The following is a 15,331-nucleotide window of genomic DNA, read 5'->3' on the forward strand; positions in this document are numbered from 1 at the left end:
GAGTGCCTCAGTGGCCAGGTCGGTTTCCTGATCGCGAATGCCACTGGCCGTGCTCACAGCCGCTGCCACCAAAGCGATCGGGATCACTTCATAGGGTTTCAGGCCTTCGGTCTTGCTGCTCAAGGCGGTGATGGCGGCGCGCACCACGATCACACCCGGACCAGGACCTGCGGCCAACGGCAGGGATTTACCGATTTCGCGCTTGAGTGCCTGATCGTAGTAACGGGTGATTCCGTTCAGGGTCGCCTGAGGGATTTTCACGGTCGGTTGAGGTTTGGGATAGAGCTGGGTCGGTTCGATGTAAACACTGGTGAATTTGTTGATGTCGAGTTTGGGGTCCACCCAGCGCATCACCGTGACCGTGGCACCCGAGGATGGCAACGCCGCACAGTGGATCACAACCGTCATTTGACAGACGCCGGCCATCCGGCAAAGCTGCATCGAGCTTGAAAGCGCGCCCGACGGCAAACGCACCCGGACTATGGAAGTCGCAATGCCGAAACATAAAAATAAAGCGGCACAGCCAAACCCTGATTCGCCACCGACCTTCATTAACCGTTACCTGTTTCCCGTCGTCCTCGGCGTTTTGCTGTTGGCCATAGCGGGCATCGGCTGGTTTCTGTTCAGCAGCAAACCGGCCCCCGTGACGTATGCGCCTGTCAGTACGCCGGTCGCTCAGCCGGCCAAACCGCAACCGATCGTCGTGGCGCCGGCAACGATGGTCGATGAGCAACAATGCCAAGGCTGCCACAGCGAGCAGGTCAAGGACTGGCAAGGTTCCCATCACCAATTGGCGATGCAGGAAGCCAATGCCGAGACGATGCTGGGCGACTTCAATAACGTCACCTTCAAAGCGGAAAACGAAATCACTCGTTTCTCGCGCAAGGGCGACGGGTTCTGGGTCAATACCCCCGGGATTGACGGCAGGAATGCCGACTTCAAGGTCGCCTACACCTTCGGCATCGCGCCGTTACAGCAATACCTGATTGAGGTCGGCGAAGGTCGGTTGCAGGCCCTCGGCGTGGCCTGGGATACCGAAAAGCACCGCTGGTTTCACCTCTATCCGGGCCAGGGTGTGAACTTCAAAGATCCGTGCACTGGAGCAAGCCGAGCCAGAACGCCAACTTCATGTGCGTCGAGTGCCACACCACCGGTTACAAACGCAATTTCGATGCCCCGAAAAACACCTTCGACAGCCATTGGAACAGCCTCGGTGTCGGCTGTCAGGCTTGCCACGGTCCGGCCTCCAATCACCTGGAATGGACGGCAAAAAAAGGTGACTTGGTCCATGCCGGTTTTGCCTTAGACCTGAAGGACAAGAACGCCACTGTCGAAATCGAAACCTGCGCCCGCTGCCACTCGCGCCGTGCGCCACTGGGCGACGGCTTCACCGCTGGCAAACGCTTGATGGATGACTACCTGCCGAGCACCCTGACCCGCGAGTTGTACGCACTGGACGGCAAGATCAAGGACGAAGTGTTCGAACACGGCTCCTACGCCCAGAGCAAAATGTTCGACAAGGGCGTGCGCTGCAGCAACTGCCACAACCCGCACAGCACCGAGCTCAAGGCGCCGGGCAACGGTGTCTGCCTGCAATGCCACAACACCGCCGGCAAGACCTCGGTGGCAGGCGTTGATGGCCAGGGCCTGCAAGCGAAGGATTCCATCGAACACACCCGCCACACCATGGGCCAACCGGGTTCGCAGTGCGTGGATTGCCACATGCCCGGCAAGTTCTACATGGGCAATGACTTCAGGCATGACCACAGTTTCAGCATCCCCAACCCTGAGCGGGCGAAAAAACTCGGCACGCCGGATGCTTGCCTGACCTGTCACCAGGGCAAGGCTGGCGACAAGGTCACCGAGCAATTCAAGCTCTGGAACACCACCACCGCCCAGGCACCGCGTTACGACGAAAGCCTGTGGCTGATTCGCAACGGTCAGCCCGGCGCGGCACAAGCCTTGTACGAGCAGCTTCAACGCAGCAATTTGCCAGCGATTCAGCGCGCGACCCTACTCGCCGAGTTGCCGCTGTACCCAAGCGAACAGGCATTGAAACTGGCCACCAAGGACTTGAACCACCCGGCCCCGCAGGTGCGTGAAAGCGCCGTCCGGGCGATCAGCGCGTTCTTGCCGCCACCGGAGCGCGCGTCGCTGCTGACGCCGTTGCTGCATGATCCGGTGAAGGCTGTGCGGATTGTCGCGGCCCGGGATCTGCTGAGCGTGGCCCGTAATGGCTTGGGCAGCGCCCAGGACAACTGGAATGCAGCCATCGCCGAATACGAGGAGGTCCAGAAGAGCCTGGCCGAACGCGCTGAAGCCAACCTCAACCTGGCCATGCTCTATCAGGCCAGCGGTCGTAGCGGCGAAGTCGAAGCGCTGCTGCGCACAGCCCTCAAGCGCGATCCGGATTTCTACCCGGCGCTGGTGACGCTGGTGCAATGGCTGGAGGCGAACGGACGCAATCAGGAAGCTCAGACGCTGCTGGAGCAGAGCCTGAAAGCACATCCGGATGCCGCTCTGCTGCAACACACTCAAGGCCTGTCGCTGGTGCGCGCGGGTAAATCAGGCCAAGCCATGTCGGCGTTGCGCAAAGCCGCACAACTGGAGCCTCAGAACGCCCAGTACGGTTACGTGTTGGCAGTGGCGTTGCACGACAGTGGCAAGGTCGATGAGGCCTGTGAAGAGCTGGAGCGATTGCTGAAAGTGCAACCGGCCAATCGCAATGCTCGGTTGTCGTTGATCCAGTACTACCTGGACAATGGGCAGGAACCGAAGGCACAGGTGCTGTTGCAAGGCTGGAAGAAAATGAACATGGGGGATCCGGCGTTGAAGTAACCCTTGCGCCAGCTCTGTAGCAGCTGCCGAGCAGCGCGAGGCTGCGTTCGGCGACGAAGTCGTCGTGAAATCAGGCGATAGGTTTACAGGAAAACCGCGTTTGTAGGGTTTACGACGACTTCGTCGCCGAACGCGGCCTCGCGCTGCTCGACAGCTGCTACATAGACGGTGGCATCACCTCGAAGAACCATAGACGGTGGAATCACCAAGACGAACCGCTTTTGAGCGCCAACTCCCGCCGACTATTCGCTCGCATCGCCTTGATCAACGACACCGTGCCCACCAGCAATATCGCTGCGCCAAACAGGAAGTCAATGTTGTACAGCTGAAAGTCCTGCAACGGCCCCACCAGCAATATCCGGACTGCACCGATACTCACCAGCGTGGCGAGAAAATCGATGCCGGGCTCGTCGCGATAAAACACGTGCATCAGCGGCAGGCAAATCACCAGCAACAACAGCAGGACGATCACCTTGAACGAGCCTTTGCGCTCGACGCTGAACGCACATTCGTTGGCGGCGTAAGGCTTGTAATCCTCGTCGCGCACCAACGAGTTTTTCTCATTGATGTACTCGACCCGGTTGTACTTCTGAATGGGCGTAAAGGTGTTCGACATCTCCATTACCGTAGTGATGTGGCGGAAGCGCAGGTCGATGCGCTCATTGCCCTTGAGGTAATACAGCACCGGTTTGTAGCCATAGCGGTAGGTGTCGAAGGGAAACTCGGTGGCGCGCCCCTGCACGCCAATCGGTCGCGGCTCCAGCTCTGCGTAGGCGCTTTTGTTGTCTGAGGCGAGGTTGCGGCTCAGGGGTTTGATTTTGACCTGTTCGAGGAAAATCGGCGTGGCGCCGTAGGACCATTGCAGCGGTTCCAGGCGCAGGCGCAGCTCGTTACGGCCCAGATCATAGCGATTGAAGGTGCGTTCGGAAACAATCACCGCGCCGCTCAGCAGGAACTCGCCACGCAGGTTGTTGGTGATGCGCAGGGTCAACTGATCCTTGCCCAGCGACAGCGCATCGGCGGCCGGTGGCGTGCCGCACCAGGCGTAACCGTCGAACGCACCTCCCAACTGACCGCCACGGTTCTCCTGGAACACATAAAAGTAACCGCCCCACAGGGTCAACATCAGCAGAAACGCGGTTAACCCTAAAATCTTCTTGCCCACACTCAAAGCAGACTCCTTTGCGTACTACTCCCTTATGAAGCGCGGACTCTACCAAAATGCCATCATCGACCCAAGCGAAACCGCAGATGCACAGCACGCCGCTGATCAACCTGCACTTTTGGCTGGCAACCATCGGCACGGTGCTGTACATCGCCTCGATGTGGGTCAACGGCATCACCCAGGGCTTGATGTGGCGTGCGATCAACGATGACGGCACGCTGACTTACTCCTTCGTCGAAGCCTTGCAGGCCAGCCATCCAGGGTTCGTGGTGCGCTTCGCCGGCGGTGTGTTCTTCCTCAGCGGCATGTTGCTGATGGCTTACAACGTCTGGCGCACGGTGCGGGTTTCGGACGTCGAAATGGCCCACCGCGAAGCGCAGATTGCCTGAGGCAAGGGGCTTGAGATGATTGAGGTCGTGCTGAATGTGCTGGGCGTGGTGGGGCTTTGGCTGGCGGTTGAATACTGCCTGAAGCACCAGACGGCAGAGAGTCTGGATGAAGCCAGTTTGATCCCGTTTGCCGATGACCCGAGGTGGCGCGGCGGGTGGAATTGGCGACGGGCAAGATCGTGAAGGCGGTGGCGCCGGAGGAATTGAAGCACGGGTGGGGAAATCTGGAGGTTTGATGCAGCCCATTGTGGGAGCGAGCTTGCTCGCGATGGCGGTGTAACAGTCAACATGGATGTTGGATGTTATGGCCTCATCGCGAGCAAGCTCGCTCCCACAGGGGTCTGTGCCAGCCTTAGAGAATTCAGCTGCGCTCGCGGGGAATCAGGCTCTGCAACTGCTGCGCCAAAAAGTTCGCATCGAACGCAAAGGTATCCGGGTCTTTCAAGCCATTGGTCTTGCGCCATTGCCAGCTACTGGACGGCGGCAGGCACACCAGCGAAATGCTGCCGTACCGCGCCGCTGTCAGGCCCATCACGGCCAGTGAAATCTGACCACCGGCACCCATCACATCCGGCACAAATTCCACCGGTTTACCGGCGATCACAATGGACAGCTTCTCGGTCTTGAAGGTCGACGTTTCGACCGGAACGCTCGGCCCCGAGGCGACATAGGCCTCGCGGCTCACCTCCAGCAGATTAGGGGCCTGGACCGGTTCCAGCCATTGCTGGATCTGATCGAACAGTTCGCCAATGCGCGTCGCCCACACGGCCGATTGCGACTCGAACAGTTGCTTCTTGTGCGCTTCGCTTTCTGCGTAATGGCGAAGCATCTCACCCAGTTGCTGTACGTCGTCCATTGCGGTGTTCCTTTGTTGAAGCGGTGCTGCGGACTTTGAGCATGGCAGATGCGCGCTGCCGGCGTACGACTAAAAGCGTGAACGGTATTGGCTGGGGGTCATGGCCAGGTATTTACGAAAGGCACTGCCCATGTGGGACTGATGGGCGAAGCCGGCGTACAGGGCGATGTCGGCCAGGGACAGGTCGGTGTGTTCGATCATCCGGCGTGCCGCCTGAAGCCGCACTTCAACGAGGTAAGCGTGGGGTGTCAGGCCGATGGCCCGGGTAAAGTCGCGCAGGAAGCGCAGCTCGTTTTGTCCGTAGGTGGCGGCCAATTGTTGCAGCGTCAGGGGTTCGTGGAACTGCTCGGCGATCTGATCCAGCACTTGGGTGAAAACCCTGGGCGTGACACGTTGCGCGGTATTGGTCTTCGGGTTCATCAAACCAACGAATTCCACCGCCCTTTGCTCAAGCGCCAGCCTGTCCGGTTCCGGAGCGAGCAACAGACGCCGCAGTTCACGACCAAGCATCAGTGCACGGCGATTACCTGAAGACTGCACGCGGTAGTCAACCGAGGGGAAATGCTGATCGGCCAACGGCTCGTCCAGACGCATCAGCAGGTATTCGCCACCGCTGGCCGATTCGGAAAACACTTCCACGCCGACCGGGGTGTAAGCCAGCACGCCAGGCAAGGTATCGAAATCCACCCGGTGATCCGAATCGATGGCGTGCACGCCGTGTTGACGTTCCAGCGACACCCCAAGGGTTTGCCACTGCACAGGATCACGTGCGCTGTAAGCGGCACGGGGCAAAAGCTGCAAGCAGAGTCTGCCGTCCAGCAGCTCTTGGCTCAGCGCGGTTGGCATGTGAAATTTCCTGATAGATCGCGATGAAGAGCCACGGGTACTCTCAAATAAGGGCATGCTCGAACAAAGGGTTGCCATCAACAGGAGCACGACATGCGCACCATCGGCCTTATCGGCGGCATGAGCTGGGAGTCCAGCGCCGAGTATTACCGCCTCATCAACCAGCAGGTTCGCGACCGGCTCGGGCCGTTGCGTTCGGCGAAATTGCTAATGTACAGCGTCGACTTCGGCCCTGTCGAACAGGCCCAGCATGCCGGACGCTGGGACGATGCGGCGGCGATTCTAGTGGATGCGGCGCGCAGGCTGGAAGTCGGCGGTGCCGATTGCGTGGTGCTGTGCACCAACACCATGCACAAAGTGGCCGGGCAGATTCAGGCCGCGATCAGTATTCCGTTTCTGCACATCGCCGACCCGGCGGGTCAGGCTGCCGTCGAGGCTGGCGCGCTGAAGGTTGGATTGCTCGGCACAGCGTTCACCATGGAGCAGGACTTCCTCAAGGAACGCCTGACTTCAATGGGGCTGACCGTACTGGTGCCGGAGGCCGATGAGCGACTAGCCGTCCACCGGATCATCTATAACGAGTTGTGCGTCGGGGTGATCAGCGAGGCGTCACGCAAGGTCTATCAGCAGGTCATTGAATCGCTGACCCGACGCGGCGCCCAGGCCATCATCCTCGGTTGCACGGAAATCGGCCTGCTGATCAAACCCGAGCACAGCGCCCTGCCGCTGTTCGACACCACTGAGCTGCATGCCCGGGCCGCCGTGGCCTTCGCTCTCGGCGACTGACTCAGGAAGCCCTGAGCGTACGGCGCAAACGCGCCATGCTCAGGGCTTTCACCAGCGATCCATCACGGACCGCATACTCACGAAACAACCCTTCCGTGTCGAAGCCAAACTTGCGGTACAGCGCAATGGCCTGCTCCAACGCCAATTTGGCCATGCTCCGGTGTACCACTCGGTTTAGCGGGTGGCGATGACTACGACCCCCTTCTCCCTTACGCCGACAGCCAGGCGAGTATCATCGGGGCTAAGATCGATCTTGTATGTGCGTGCCGGGCAATTATACAGGGTGTAACTCAGCACCAGTTTTTCTGTATCAATGACCTCAACGTTGCTCACAAAGTAGTCAACAGGGTGGCAGGTAAAAAGACGAGAACCGTCTGCCGTGAAAACGAAACCACCTGTCCCGTTATGTGCCGGTGTCGGACTCATAGGAATAGATTTAATGAGAGCCCCACTTTTTGTATCAAGGACCACTAGTGGTCCGCCATACGCGCTGATGATATACGCACGTTGACCATCCTGACTGATGATTACTTTTTCCGCCGCCGGCAAGGGTATCTGGAAGCGATTAATTACTTCCAGTTTCTGCGTATCAACAACGATGAGGGTGCTAGGGCCTTCGTTGGTGGTGTTGTTTATAGCAACGACATAGACACGAGTATTGTCCGGGCTGATAGTCATCCCTAGAAGGAACCTACGAGAGGATGGGATTGAAACGAACGCGTCTGGTTTCAGTAACTCGGTATCTATGACAGTGATACCTAGACCTGTGGTATTCAGTACATAGGCACGAGCCCCGTCAGAGCTCAAGGCGATAGCACGAGGATTCGAACCTGCGGGAATTCTCACCATAATTGACCAGTCCATCGTATCAATCACTACCACCACGTTGGAGTAGTACAGACCAATATAGAGACGGGTGTCGTCAGGGCTTACGGCGATGCAATATGGCGTGTCCCCGCCGACGTAGACTGTCCTGAGAACCTGCAAAGTCAAGGCATCAATGACCATGAAAAATCCAACCCCACTACACGCATAGATGCGGGTGCCGTCCCGACTGTAGACAAAATCATTCAGCTCAGGCACAGGGATCTCCCCGACCAACCCTTGAGGGGTAATGGTCAAACTGGCGCTCGCACGCTGCTGACCACTGACGGCAACCAGCGGATACGTCCCCGGTGTGGTATGGCCTTTTACCCCCCTTACGGTCAGTGTGCCGTCAGCTTCCGTGGTGAAGTCCCGCGCCCCGCTGCCGCCATCGGCATAGATCACGTTGGCTGGCAACTCCAGAGTCACGTTCGCCCCCGGAACAGGTTGGTTTGCAGGAGTGCGTAAACTTAACTCAATGTTTTTGACGCGCCCGGCGGGCGCAATCAGGTAGGGATCATTGGTGAACGTGAGGACAGTAGCCGCAGCAGCTTTCACGCTGTACGTGCGCACCGGAAACCTCACCGCCGCCGCCTCATTCGCTACCCCATCAAAATTCACCTTGAAACTGACCTTCAACTCACTGCCATCCTTAAGCGTTTTCAACCACTCCAACGGCACCGGACGGTTCAGACCGGGCAACGTGGTGTGCGGTTCGCCCTTGCGGTCTTCAAAGAAAATGGCAGTGCCATTGGCATCGACTCCGTCATACCGCAACCACACCGGTTGCCCGCTGGTATGCCCCAACCATTCGGCGACCCTGAGCTGATCGGTAGGCAGCAGGTTGGTCACGTCCAGTTCGCCGCTCGCACGATCAATCGCCGGTGTTGGAAAGCGCGGATCTTCGGCGGCGATCGGCTTGACACTCAACGGTAGAGGGTCTGACGAGGCGACCCTTTTGCCGCCACGGTTCAAGTTCCAGAACACCTCGAGCGGCTTGCCCTGACGGGCGATGAGAAAGGCCGGATCCAGCTTGAAATCCGCGCGTTTGTTCGCCCCGAAATCTACAAGAGGAAAGGCAGGGGCGCCCCCCGGCGGGTTCTTTTCCACGAGTCTTGCCTTGTCCCCCTTCAGTGCTGCCAGGAACTCGGCACGCACGGTAACGCCTTGCGGATAAGCCAATGGGTCAATCGGGTTGAGGGCGGGCGAGACCAGCGTCGGGGGCGATAGCGTGAGACGTTCAAGGTGGACATCAATTTGTTCGTCTGCCGATGTGTTGCGGTTGCCCAACTGATCCGTGACCGAATAGAAAACCAGCGTATTGGGGTTGTCTCCACTTTGTTTAAAGGTATCGGTGAACAGCGTTTGCGTAACAACGGGCAGACCAGGGCCCGCTTCGCCGGGGGCGACCACCCGATCAACAGGCACTGTGCCCAGCGTCAGGCGAATACGGTCGTAGGCTCGCCGGTTGGCATAGTCGAAGCCGAACACCACGCCTTGTGCAGCCTGACCGGCGTCCACCCCTTGCTCCCGGACGGCGGCCGGAATCTGCAAACGCATACCTGCCGGGACCGGTTCGCCGGGCGCGCGAAGGTGGTACAGCACCTCCAGCACTCGGGATTTATCAGAGCCGTTCCCGCCGGGACGGGTGACGACGTAATGGAGCGTGTTGACGCCGTCCTGCAGCTCTCCGTGTGGTACGTACAGGCGGATGCGCTGTTGTTCCTCGCCAGGGTTAATGGTTTTGCCGGCAACAGGTGTCGGCCCGTCATTGACATACAAATCCACACGATCATCCACCGCCAGGGTCCCGGACCGAACCTCGGTCAAGGGGTCGACCAGACACTCAAGCCCCGCGGACTGACCATCGTAAAGCGCTTTTGGAATGCCACCCTGCGCGATACCGGTCGGCAAGACAGGAGTGATCCAGCCTTGAATAATCACTGGGTACAGTACGAATAATTCGTTCAACACGGCAGACTGGATATCCATCATTCATTCCCTGTGTGTGTGGCTAACCCTGGCCTTCGGGGGTACAGGCTCATCACACACCAAAGGTGCGAACATTGGCTACTGTCAAATCTGACAGGTGAAGGCGGTTTTTAGACGAACGGTAGTGCATCATCCTCGGTTGCACCGAAATCAGCCTGCTGATCAAACCCGAGCACAGCGCCCTGCCCTTGCTCGACACCACCGAACTGCATGCACAGGCGGCGGTGGCGTTCGCGTTGGGCGAGTGACTCAACCGGCCTTGGTGTGCGACGCAGGCGCGCCATGCTCAAGGCATCGACCCATCCGCCGTCACGCACGGATTACCGGCATGGCTGCGGCGGCTCCGCGAAAACTGCTCCAGGCCAATATTGCCGATGACCGTCCCTTGATGCAGCGCCACCAGCTGCACCACACGCTCGTTGTCCGACTCCAGGCGTTTGCGCCAGACTTCGGGGGACTGAAATGGCATTTGCAGCACCTGACGGGTAATGGCCGGGTCGTTGTAAAGCGCAGTAATGCCGTCGATGTGAGATTCGTTGAAACGTTCGAGGGAAATGACAGCGTCAGTGGCGGGCATGGGTGATTCATCCTTGATACAGACATGGCCGACCACTCTATACCGCCTACTTCCGATTTGGCGAGAACCCATGTGGGAGCGAGCTTGGTCCGGGCGGCGATCCGACGATGGGGCCATCACATTCAACATTGATGTCGACTGTCCGGCCGCTATCGTCGGATCGCCGCCCGGACCAAGCTCGCTCCCACATTTTGGACGGCGGTCACCCTTCGAACCACTCCCGCCGCTCTTCGAAGGTATTCTGGATCAGCTCAACGATCATCTGCACCTGCGCTGAACCCTCGGACTCGGCACCGACCGCCACCCACACCTGACGCTGCATCGGTTGACTGAACAGCCCCGGCAATTCAATAAGGCCGCGGTCGAAGCGGCTGATGTATCCGGGCAGCAGGCCAATGCAGGCGCTGCAACGGATCATCTCCAGCATCAGTTCATAGGAATGCAACTGCACCACTCCGGCCAGGCGTTGGTCCACAAGGGTATTCCACGGCCGAAAGCTGTCGACCTGACGGTCATGCTGCCATTGCACCAGCAGGAAATCCGCCAGGTCATCGAGGCTGTCAGGGCGGGACGCGACCCGTGAATACCGTTTGGCGATGTGGGGCAGGTAGTCGAGCCGCGCCAGACGCTGAGGCTCGCTGATAGCAAAACTCGGACCGGGCAGCGGTGAATCGGTGCCGGCCAGCCACAGCACCACATCGGCACTGACCGCTTGCAGGGACAGTTCGCTGTCCAGGGTGATGATGTCCAGGCGCACGCTGGCGTTGCGCCGCAACAAGGCAACCAGATCGCGACCGAGAATGTCATGCAGGATCGATTCGGCGACGGCCAGGCGAATCAACGGCTGTTCGATCACCGGCAAGTCGCGCTCGTGGGCCAGTGCAATCAACTGCGATTGCAGATGCAATCCGTCACGACTGAGGGCAACGCCATGCTCTGAATGGCTGAACAGCGAACACTGCAGTTGCGCTTCAAGTTGCGCCAAGTGTTTGCGCAACAGTGTTGTCTTGATATTGAGACTGCGGGCCGCCTGCATGAAACAGCCGCAACGGGCACTGACCCGAAAAGACTGCGCCAGCACCGGATCGATCCCTGCCGCCAGGGTGCGCCAGGATGAAGTTTTTTCTACGGGCGAGCGGTACTCAGCAACTCGCTGACGCTCTGTGGTTTCCATGAATCGCATCGCTGACTCCCTGTCGATCTGTCCTTGATAGCCTCATCCTGCGCAGGGTTTATGAACCTGATGTGACGCTCAGGGCAGAAAATCGATTCAGCCTCCAGGGGTCTGCCGAAAACTCACCGCCAGGCGATTCCAGCTGTTGATCGTGGTGACGGCGATGGTCAGATCGACCATCTCGCCTTCGCTGAATTGCTCCCGTGCCTGCGCGTAGACCTCGTCCGGTACATGGCTTTCAGAGAGCAACGTGACGGCTTCGGTCCAGGCCAGCGCCGCGCGTTCTCGCGGGTTGAAGAAACCGCTGTCGCGCCAGACCACGATCGAATACAAACGACGGTCAGTCTCGCCGAGTCGCCGGGCATCCACCGAGTGCATGTCGGTGCAGAAGGCGCAGCCATTGAGTTGCGAGGCACGGATTTTGATCAAGTGCAGCAAGGCCGGCTCGATGCTGAGGTTGCTGGTCAAGGCCTCCATGGCAATCATCGCTTTCATCGCTTTGGGCGATGCGCTGTAGTAATCCAGGCGGGCGTTCATGGAGTGACCTCGTGGATCGAATGCGTGCCCCTCAAGGTAGGCGTTGATACACAGGCGTTACAGATCCAATTCTGCGAAATAACCGTGGACCACTCAGGCACCAGACCAATCGGAGGTTTTTCGCCCACGCAACTTTTGCGCAGGCGTTCATGCGGGTAATCTGGCCCGACGCACACGCGCCTCAATCGCCCCAGGAGCCTCGCCGGTATGGAACTTCACGTTGTCATCAACGGCCGCAAGGACCTGGCAGGCCAGTTGTATAACCAACTGCGCAGCGCCATCGAATCCGGCCGTCTGGCAGCCGGGACGCAGCTACCGCCCAGTCGTTTACTCGCCGAACAATTGGGCATTTCGCGCAAAACCATTTCCGACACCTACACGCAACTGACCTACGAAAACTTCCTCACCGGGGTCATCGGCAAAGGCACCTACGTCAACGCCCGACCGGCAAAAATCACCCGTAAACAGAGCCATTCGGAATTGGCCAGTGCCGAGGTCATCGAATCCTGGCGCAACCTCCCGGTGTTCCTGCGCCATCCGACGCTGGAAGGCTCGTTGCGCTACGACTTCATCGGCGGCGCCACCAGCAAGGGCCAGTTTCCCCAGGATGACTGGCGGCGCTGCACCGCTCACGCCTTGCGCCAGATCTCCGCTTCCAAGGGTTTCTACAGCCTGCCCGAAGGCTTGCCGGCGCTACGCAATGCGATCGCCCGGCACATCGCGTTTTCCCGCGGGGTCAATTGCCAGGACGAAGACGTGGTGGTGTGCAACGGCGCGCAACAGGCGCTGGACCTGATCTCCCGGGTACTGACGCGCCCCGGCAGCCTTGTCGCCATGGAAGACCCCGGCTATCCGCCCGCACGCCTGTTGTTCGGTACCCACGGCGCCACGGTGATCGGCGTCCCGGTGGATGCGGAAGGCATTCAGGTGGACAAAATCCCCCTTGGCACCCGCCTGATTTACGTCACCCCGTCGCACCAGTTCCCGCTCGGCATGCCGATGAGCCAGGCGCGCCGGGTGGCGCTGCTGGAGCGGGCCCATGAGTTGGGCGCGATCATCATCGAGGACGATTACGACAGCGAGTTTCGCTATGAAGGCCGGCCTACCGACTCGCTCCAAAGCATGGACGAACGCGGCATCGTCGCCTACGTCGGGACCTTTTCGAAAACCCTGCTGCCGGAGCTGCGCCTGGGTTATGCGATCCTGCCGCCGGCAATACTCGAAGCGGTCATTCGCGCCAAGCAGCTCACCGATCTGCACACGTCCACCCTGCCCCAATGGGCGCTGGCCAAGTTCATCGCCGAAGGCTGTCTGCTCAAGCACATCCGGCGCTGCCATACGATTTATGCCGGGCGTCGTGAGCGGATCCTCGAGCGCATGGCCGGCGATCTGTCACCGTGGCTCGAGGCTGTCCCGACCACCGCCGGGTTCCACATGGTGGTTATGTGCAAAGTGTCTATTGATATTCCATTGGTGATCACACTTGCAAAAAAGGTTGAAGTCGGGGTGTATCCCATCGACAGCTTTTTCTATCAGCAAGCGCCGCAGGCCGGGCTTTTCCTGGGTTTTGGCGCCATTGAAACCCTGGACATCGACATCGCCCTGGACCGGCTGCGGGACATTTTGCAGCAGGTCGCCTGACAGATTGGTCTGCGTTTTTATCCCGCGATTGGCTATTGGTGGTCCGGGGATGCAGGCCTATCCTGCAAAAGTGTTATCCCTCAATGAGCAGGATTCGTTCGGCCTGATTCAGGAGTGTGAGCAATGTCCAACGAAGTGATCAATACCGTTAAGGTGCAGGCCGCCGCCGGCCGCTCGGACGAACTGGGCAAGCAACTGCAAAAGATTGTCGACACCCTGCGCGAACTACCGGGCTGTGATTCCTATATGGTCGACCGCTGCCCCGAGGACGACAACCGCTGGACTGTCAGCGCCCGCTGGCAATCGGAAGCGGCCATGCAAATGCATTTCAACTGCCCTGAAGTACAAGGCTTTATCGGCCTGATCGACAGCCGCCTGGCCAACAGCGTCGACTTCAACAGCTTTCCTATCGTTTAGAAAGTTAGGTCGCCGCCTTCGGCCACTCCTACAGGGCAATGGGTACCCCTGCAGAAGTGGCTGTAGACGGCGATCTTGTTTTTCAGCGCGCATGATTGGTCCCCTCGCCTTCACGAAAATTGGCTGTTTGATTGGCCTTGGCCGAGACTTACTGTGGTCCCTGACGACTAACCACAGCAGGTGATACCCATGAAAGCCTTCCGCTACTGTGCTGCCCCCCTCACCGCCCTGGCCCTGACCTTTTCCGCCGCGACATACGCTCATGAAGCCGCGCCTTCGGAAAAGGTCACCGTGTTGCAGGACCAGATGTTGAAAAACGTGCCCAATAAAAAGGCGCTGATGATCGAGGTCGACTATCTGCCCGGCCAATCGTCCATCGCCCACAAGCACGAGGGCACGGCCATGGCTTACGTCATTTCGGGAGAAATCATCTCCCAGGTCAAAGGTGAAAAGGCGATCACTTACAAGGCCGGTGAATATTGGTATGAGCCGGCGGGGTCGGAGCATCTGGTCTCGAAAAATGCCAGCGCGACCAAGCCTGCCAAGCTGTTGGTGTTTATGGTGTTAGCGCCAGAAGAAAAAATACTGATCCCTTTGGAAAACTGATAGCTGTTGCGCCAGCCATAAATAAACAGGCTCGAATAAAGCGTCCTTGCAACGTCAGTTCGGTTCGGTGACGGTGTACCCGGACATGCAAAGTCTCAGGGCCGCTAAACCGGACGTGGTCGCCGCCGTCGACGCGCGCAGTCAACTGATGACGTCGCGCAGTTCGGATATCAGCGCGAATGTCAGCGCCGCGTTCTACGATACCAATTTCAACTACATCGGCACTGCGCAAGGTCATGACGCTAAAGAACTGAGTCCGTTATGGGCGGACTATAAACGCAGCGAAGAGATAGTTGCCGAGATAAACGAACAACAGGATGCGCAAGTCAGGGCCTTGCAGAAGTTTGACCAGTCGCTCAGTAATTTATTGACCAGACCGACAGATAAAGTGTCGATGATCGATAATTCAACTGGCCGGAAGTTGTATTGAGGCTGATGGCCCCATCGCGAGCAAGCTCGCTCCCACATTGGTTATATGCACGACGCAAAACTAATGTGGGAGCGAGCTTGCTCGCGATGGGGCCCGACCAGACGGTACAAAACCTTCAGGATCGAGTAGGAGGCGGGGTTGCCCCCGCCGTCCTCTCACACCACCGTACGTACGGTTCCGTATACGGCGGTTCCTGCCTACTGACAAACAACG

At 58.9% G+C, this 15,331-nt stretch carries 10 protein-coding genes and 8 pseudogenes; 9 read left to right on the forward strand and 9 right to left on the reverse strand.

What is annotated here, in order from left to right; genetic code table 11:
* Nucleotides 1-372: pseudogene (locus ACIQU2_RS13150) on the reverse strand (DUF3313 domain-containing protein); the annotation flags it as partial.
* 121 nt (nt 373-493) lie between these two features.
* On the opposite strand from ACIQU2_RS13150, the pseudogene ACIQU2_RS13155 reads away from it, so the two are divergent.
* A pseudogene (locus ACIQU2_RS13155) lies at nt 494-2,838 on the forward strand (tetratricopeptide repeat protein).
* 202 nt (nt 2,839-3,040) lie between these two features.
* Here the strand turns inward: ACIQU2_RS13155 and ACIQU2_RS13160 are convergent.
* Complete coding sequence (locus ACIQU2_RS13160) at nt 3,041-4,009, reverse strand: hypothetical protein (protein ID WP_403141228.1); 969 nt, start codon at nt 4,007-4,009, stop codon at nt 3,041-3,043.
* A gap of 71 nt (nt 4,010-4,080) precedes the next feature.
* Here ACIQU2_RS13160 and ACIQU2_RS13165 point away from each other — a divergent pair.
* Nucleotides 4,081-4,392, forward strand: a pseudogene (locus ACIQU2_RS13165) (cbb3-type cytochrome c oxidase subunit I); the annotation flags it as partial.
* Between the two features lie 15 nt (nt 4,393-4,407).
* Nucleotides 4,408-4,628, forward strand: a pseudogene (locus ACIQU2_RS13170) (cbb3-type cytochrome c oxidase subunit 3).
* 125 nt (nt 4,629-4,753) lie between these two features.
* On the opposite strand, the gene ACIQU2_RS13175 reads toward ACIQU2_RS13170, so the two are convergent.
* Nucleotides 4,754-5,248: a hypothetical protein gene (locus ACIQU2_RS13175; RefSeq protein ID WP_046046933.1), complete on the reverse strand. Its 495-nt coding sequence runs from the start codon at nt 5,246-5,248 to the stop codon at nt 4,754-4,756.
* A 69-nt stretch (nt 5,249-5,317) separates the two neighbouring features.
* On the reverse strand, nt 5,318-6,094 hold the full coding sequence (locus ACIQU2_RS13180) for a helix-turn-helix domain-containing protein (protein ID WP_403141231.1): 777 nt from the start codon (nt 6,092-6,094) through the stop codon (nt 5,318-5,320).
* Nucleotides 6,095-6,187: 93 nt separating this feature from the next.
* Here ACIQU2_RS13180 and ACIQU2_RS13185 point away from each other — a divergent pair, with 93 nt between their 5' ends.
* Nucleotides 6,188-6,880 (forward strand): aspartate/glutamate racemase family protein, encoded by a 693-nt coding sequence (locus tag ACIQU2_RS13185; protein ID WP_403141233.1) that lies wholly within the window; start codon nt 6,188-6,190, stop codon nt 6,878-6,880.
* A 1-nt stretch (nt 6,881) separates the two neighbouring features.
* Here ACIQU2_RS13185 and ACIQU2_RS13190 read toward each other — a convergent pair.
* A pseudogene (locus tag ACIQU2_RS13190) lies at nt 6,882-7,016 on the reverse strand (GNAT family N-acetyltransferase); the annotation flags it as partial.
* Between the two features lie 38 nt (nt 7,017-7,054).
* On the reverse strand, nt 7,055-9,736 hold the full coding sequence (locus ACIQU2_RS13195) for a YncE family protein (protein WP_403141235.1): 2,682 nt from the start codon (nt 9,734-9,736) through the stop codon (nt 7,055-7,057).
* Nucleotides 9,737-9,864: 128 nt separating this feature from the next.
* Here ACIQU2_RS13195 and ACIQU2_RS13200 point away from each other — a divergent pair.
* A pseudogene (locus tag ACIQU2_RS13200) lies at nt 9,865-9,984 on the forward strand (aspartate/glutamate racemase); the annotation flags it as partial.
* Nucleotides 9,985-10,055: 71 nt separating this feature from the next.
* Here ACIQU2_RS13200 and ACIQU2_RS13205 read toward each other — a convergent pair.
* The 3 genes and pseudogenes from ACIQU2_RS13205 to ACIQU2_RS13215 form a co-directional block, all read right to left on the reverse strand.
* Nucleotides 10,056-10,313 (reverse strand): annotated as a pseudogene (locus tag ACIQU2_RS13205) (GNAT family N-acetyltransferase); the annotation flags it as partial.
* A 202-nt stretch (nt 10,314-10,515) separates the two neighbouring features.
* Nucleotides 10,516-11,496 carry a LysR substrate-binding domain-containing protein gene (locus ACIQU2_RS13210; RefSeq protein ID WP_403141238.1) on the reverse strand — a complete coding sequence of 327 codons (981 nt, stop codon included), beginning with the start codon at nt 11,494-11,496 and terminating at the stop codon, nt 10,516-10,518.
* A gap of 87 nt (nt 11,497-11,583) precedes the next feature.
* A complete protein-coding gene (locus ACIQU2_RS13215; RefSeq protein WP_347805731.1) occupies nt 11,584-12,024 on the reverse strand; it encodes a carboxymuconolactone decarboxylase family protein in 441 nt (146 codons plus the stop codon).
* A 207-nt stretch (nt 12,025-12,231) separates the two neighbouring features.
* Here ACIQU2_RS13215 and ACIQU2_RS13220 point away from each other — a divergent pair, with 207 nt between their 5' ends.
* The 4 genes and pseudogenes from ACIQU2_RS13220 to ACIQU2_RS13235 all read left to right on the forward strand — a co-directional run.
* The gene (locus ACIQU2_RS13220) at nt 12,232-13,665 is read left to right on the forward strand and encodes a PLP-dependent aminotransferase family protein (protein ID WP_347805732.1); all 1,434 of its coding nucleotides are present in this window, start codon (nt 12,232-12,234) and stop codon (nt 13,663-13,665) included.
* 123 nt (nt 13,666-13,788) lie between these two features.
* Nucleotides 13,789-14,082 (forward strand): putative quinol monooxygenase, encoded by a 294-nt coding sequence (locus ACIQU2_RS13225; RefSeq protein ID WP_008150809.1) that lies wholly within the window; start codon nt 13,789-13,791, stop codon nt 14,080-14,082.
* A gap of 189 nt (nt 14,083-14,271) precedes the next feature.
* Nucleotides 14,272-14,688: a cupin domain-containing protein gene (locus tag ACIQU2_RS13230; RefSeq protein ID WP_403141241.1), complete on the forward strand. Its 417-nt coding sequence runs from the start codon at nt 14,272-14,274 to the stop codon at nt 14,686-14,688.
* A 37-nt stretch (nt 14,689-14,725) separates the two neighbouring features.
* Nucleotides 14,726-15,118 (forward strand): annotated as a pseudogene (locus ACIQU2_RS13235) (ATPase); the annotation flags it as partial.
* Nucleotides 15,119-15,331 lie beyond the last annotated feature (213 nt).

This window comes from Pseudomonas sp. NPDC098740 (assembly GCF_044760065.1).
Lineage (GTDB): Bacteria > Pseudomonadota > Gammaproteobacteria > Pseudomonadales > Pseudomonadaceae > Aquipseudomonas > Aquipseudomonas rossensis.

Coding starts and splice junctions, on each gene's coding strand:
- ACIQU2_RS13175 (WP_046046933.1), bottom strand. CDS start 5,248: ATGGACGACGTACAGCAACTGGGTGAGATGCTTCGCCATTACGCAGAA.
- ACIQU2_RS13180 (WP_403141231.1), bottom strand. CDS start 6,094: ATGCCAACCGCGCTGAGCCAAGAGCTGCTGGACGGCAGACTCTGCTTG.
- ACIQU2_RS13185 (WP_403141233.1), top strand. CDS start 6,188: ATGCGCACCATCGGCCTTATCGGCGGCATGAGCTGGGAGTCCAGCGCC.
- ACIQU2_RS13195 (WP_403141235.1), bottom strand. CDS start 9,736: ATGGATATCCAGTCTGCCGTGTTGAACGAATTATTCGTACTGTACCCA.
- ACIQU2_RS13210 (WP_403141238.1), bottom strand. CDS start 11,496: ATGCGATTCATGGAAACCACAGAGCGTCAGCGAGTTGCTGAGTACCGC.
- ACIQU2_RS13215 (WP_347805731.1), bottom strand. CDS start 12,024: ATGAACGCCCGCCTGGATTACTACAGCGCATCGCCCAAAGCGATGAAA.
- ACIQU2_RS13220 (WP_347805732.1), top strand. CDS start 12,232: ATGGAACTTCACGTTGTCATCAACGGCCGCAAGGACCTGGCAGGCCAG.
- ACIQU2_RS13225 (WP_008150809.1), top strand. CDS start 13,789: ATGTCCAACGAAGTGATCAATACCGTTAAGGTGCAGGCCGCCGCCGGC.
- ACIQU2_RS13230 (WP_403141241.1), top strand. CDS start 14,272: ATGAAAGCCTTCCGCTACTGTGCTGCCCCCCTCACCGCCCTGGCCCTG.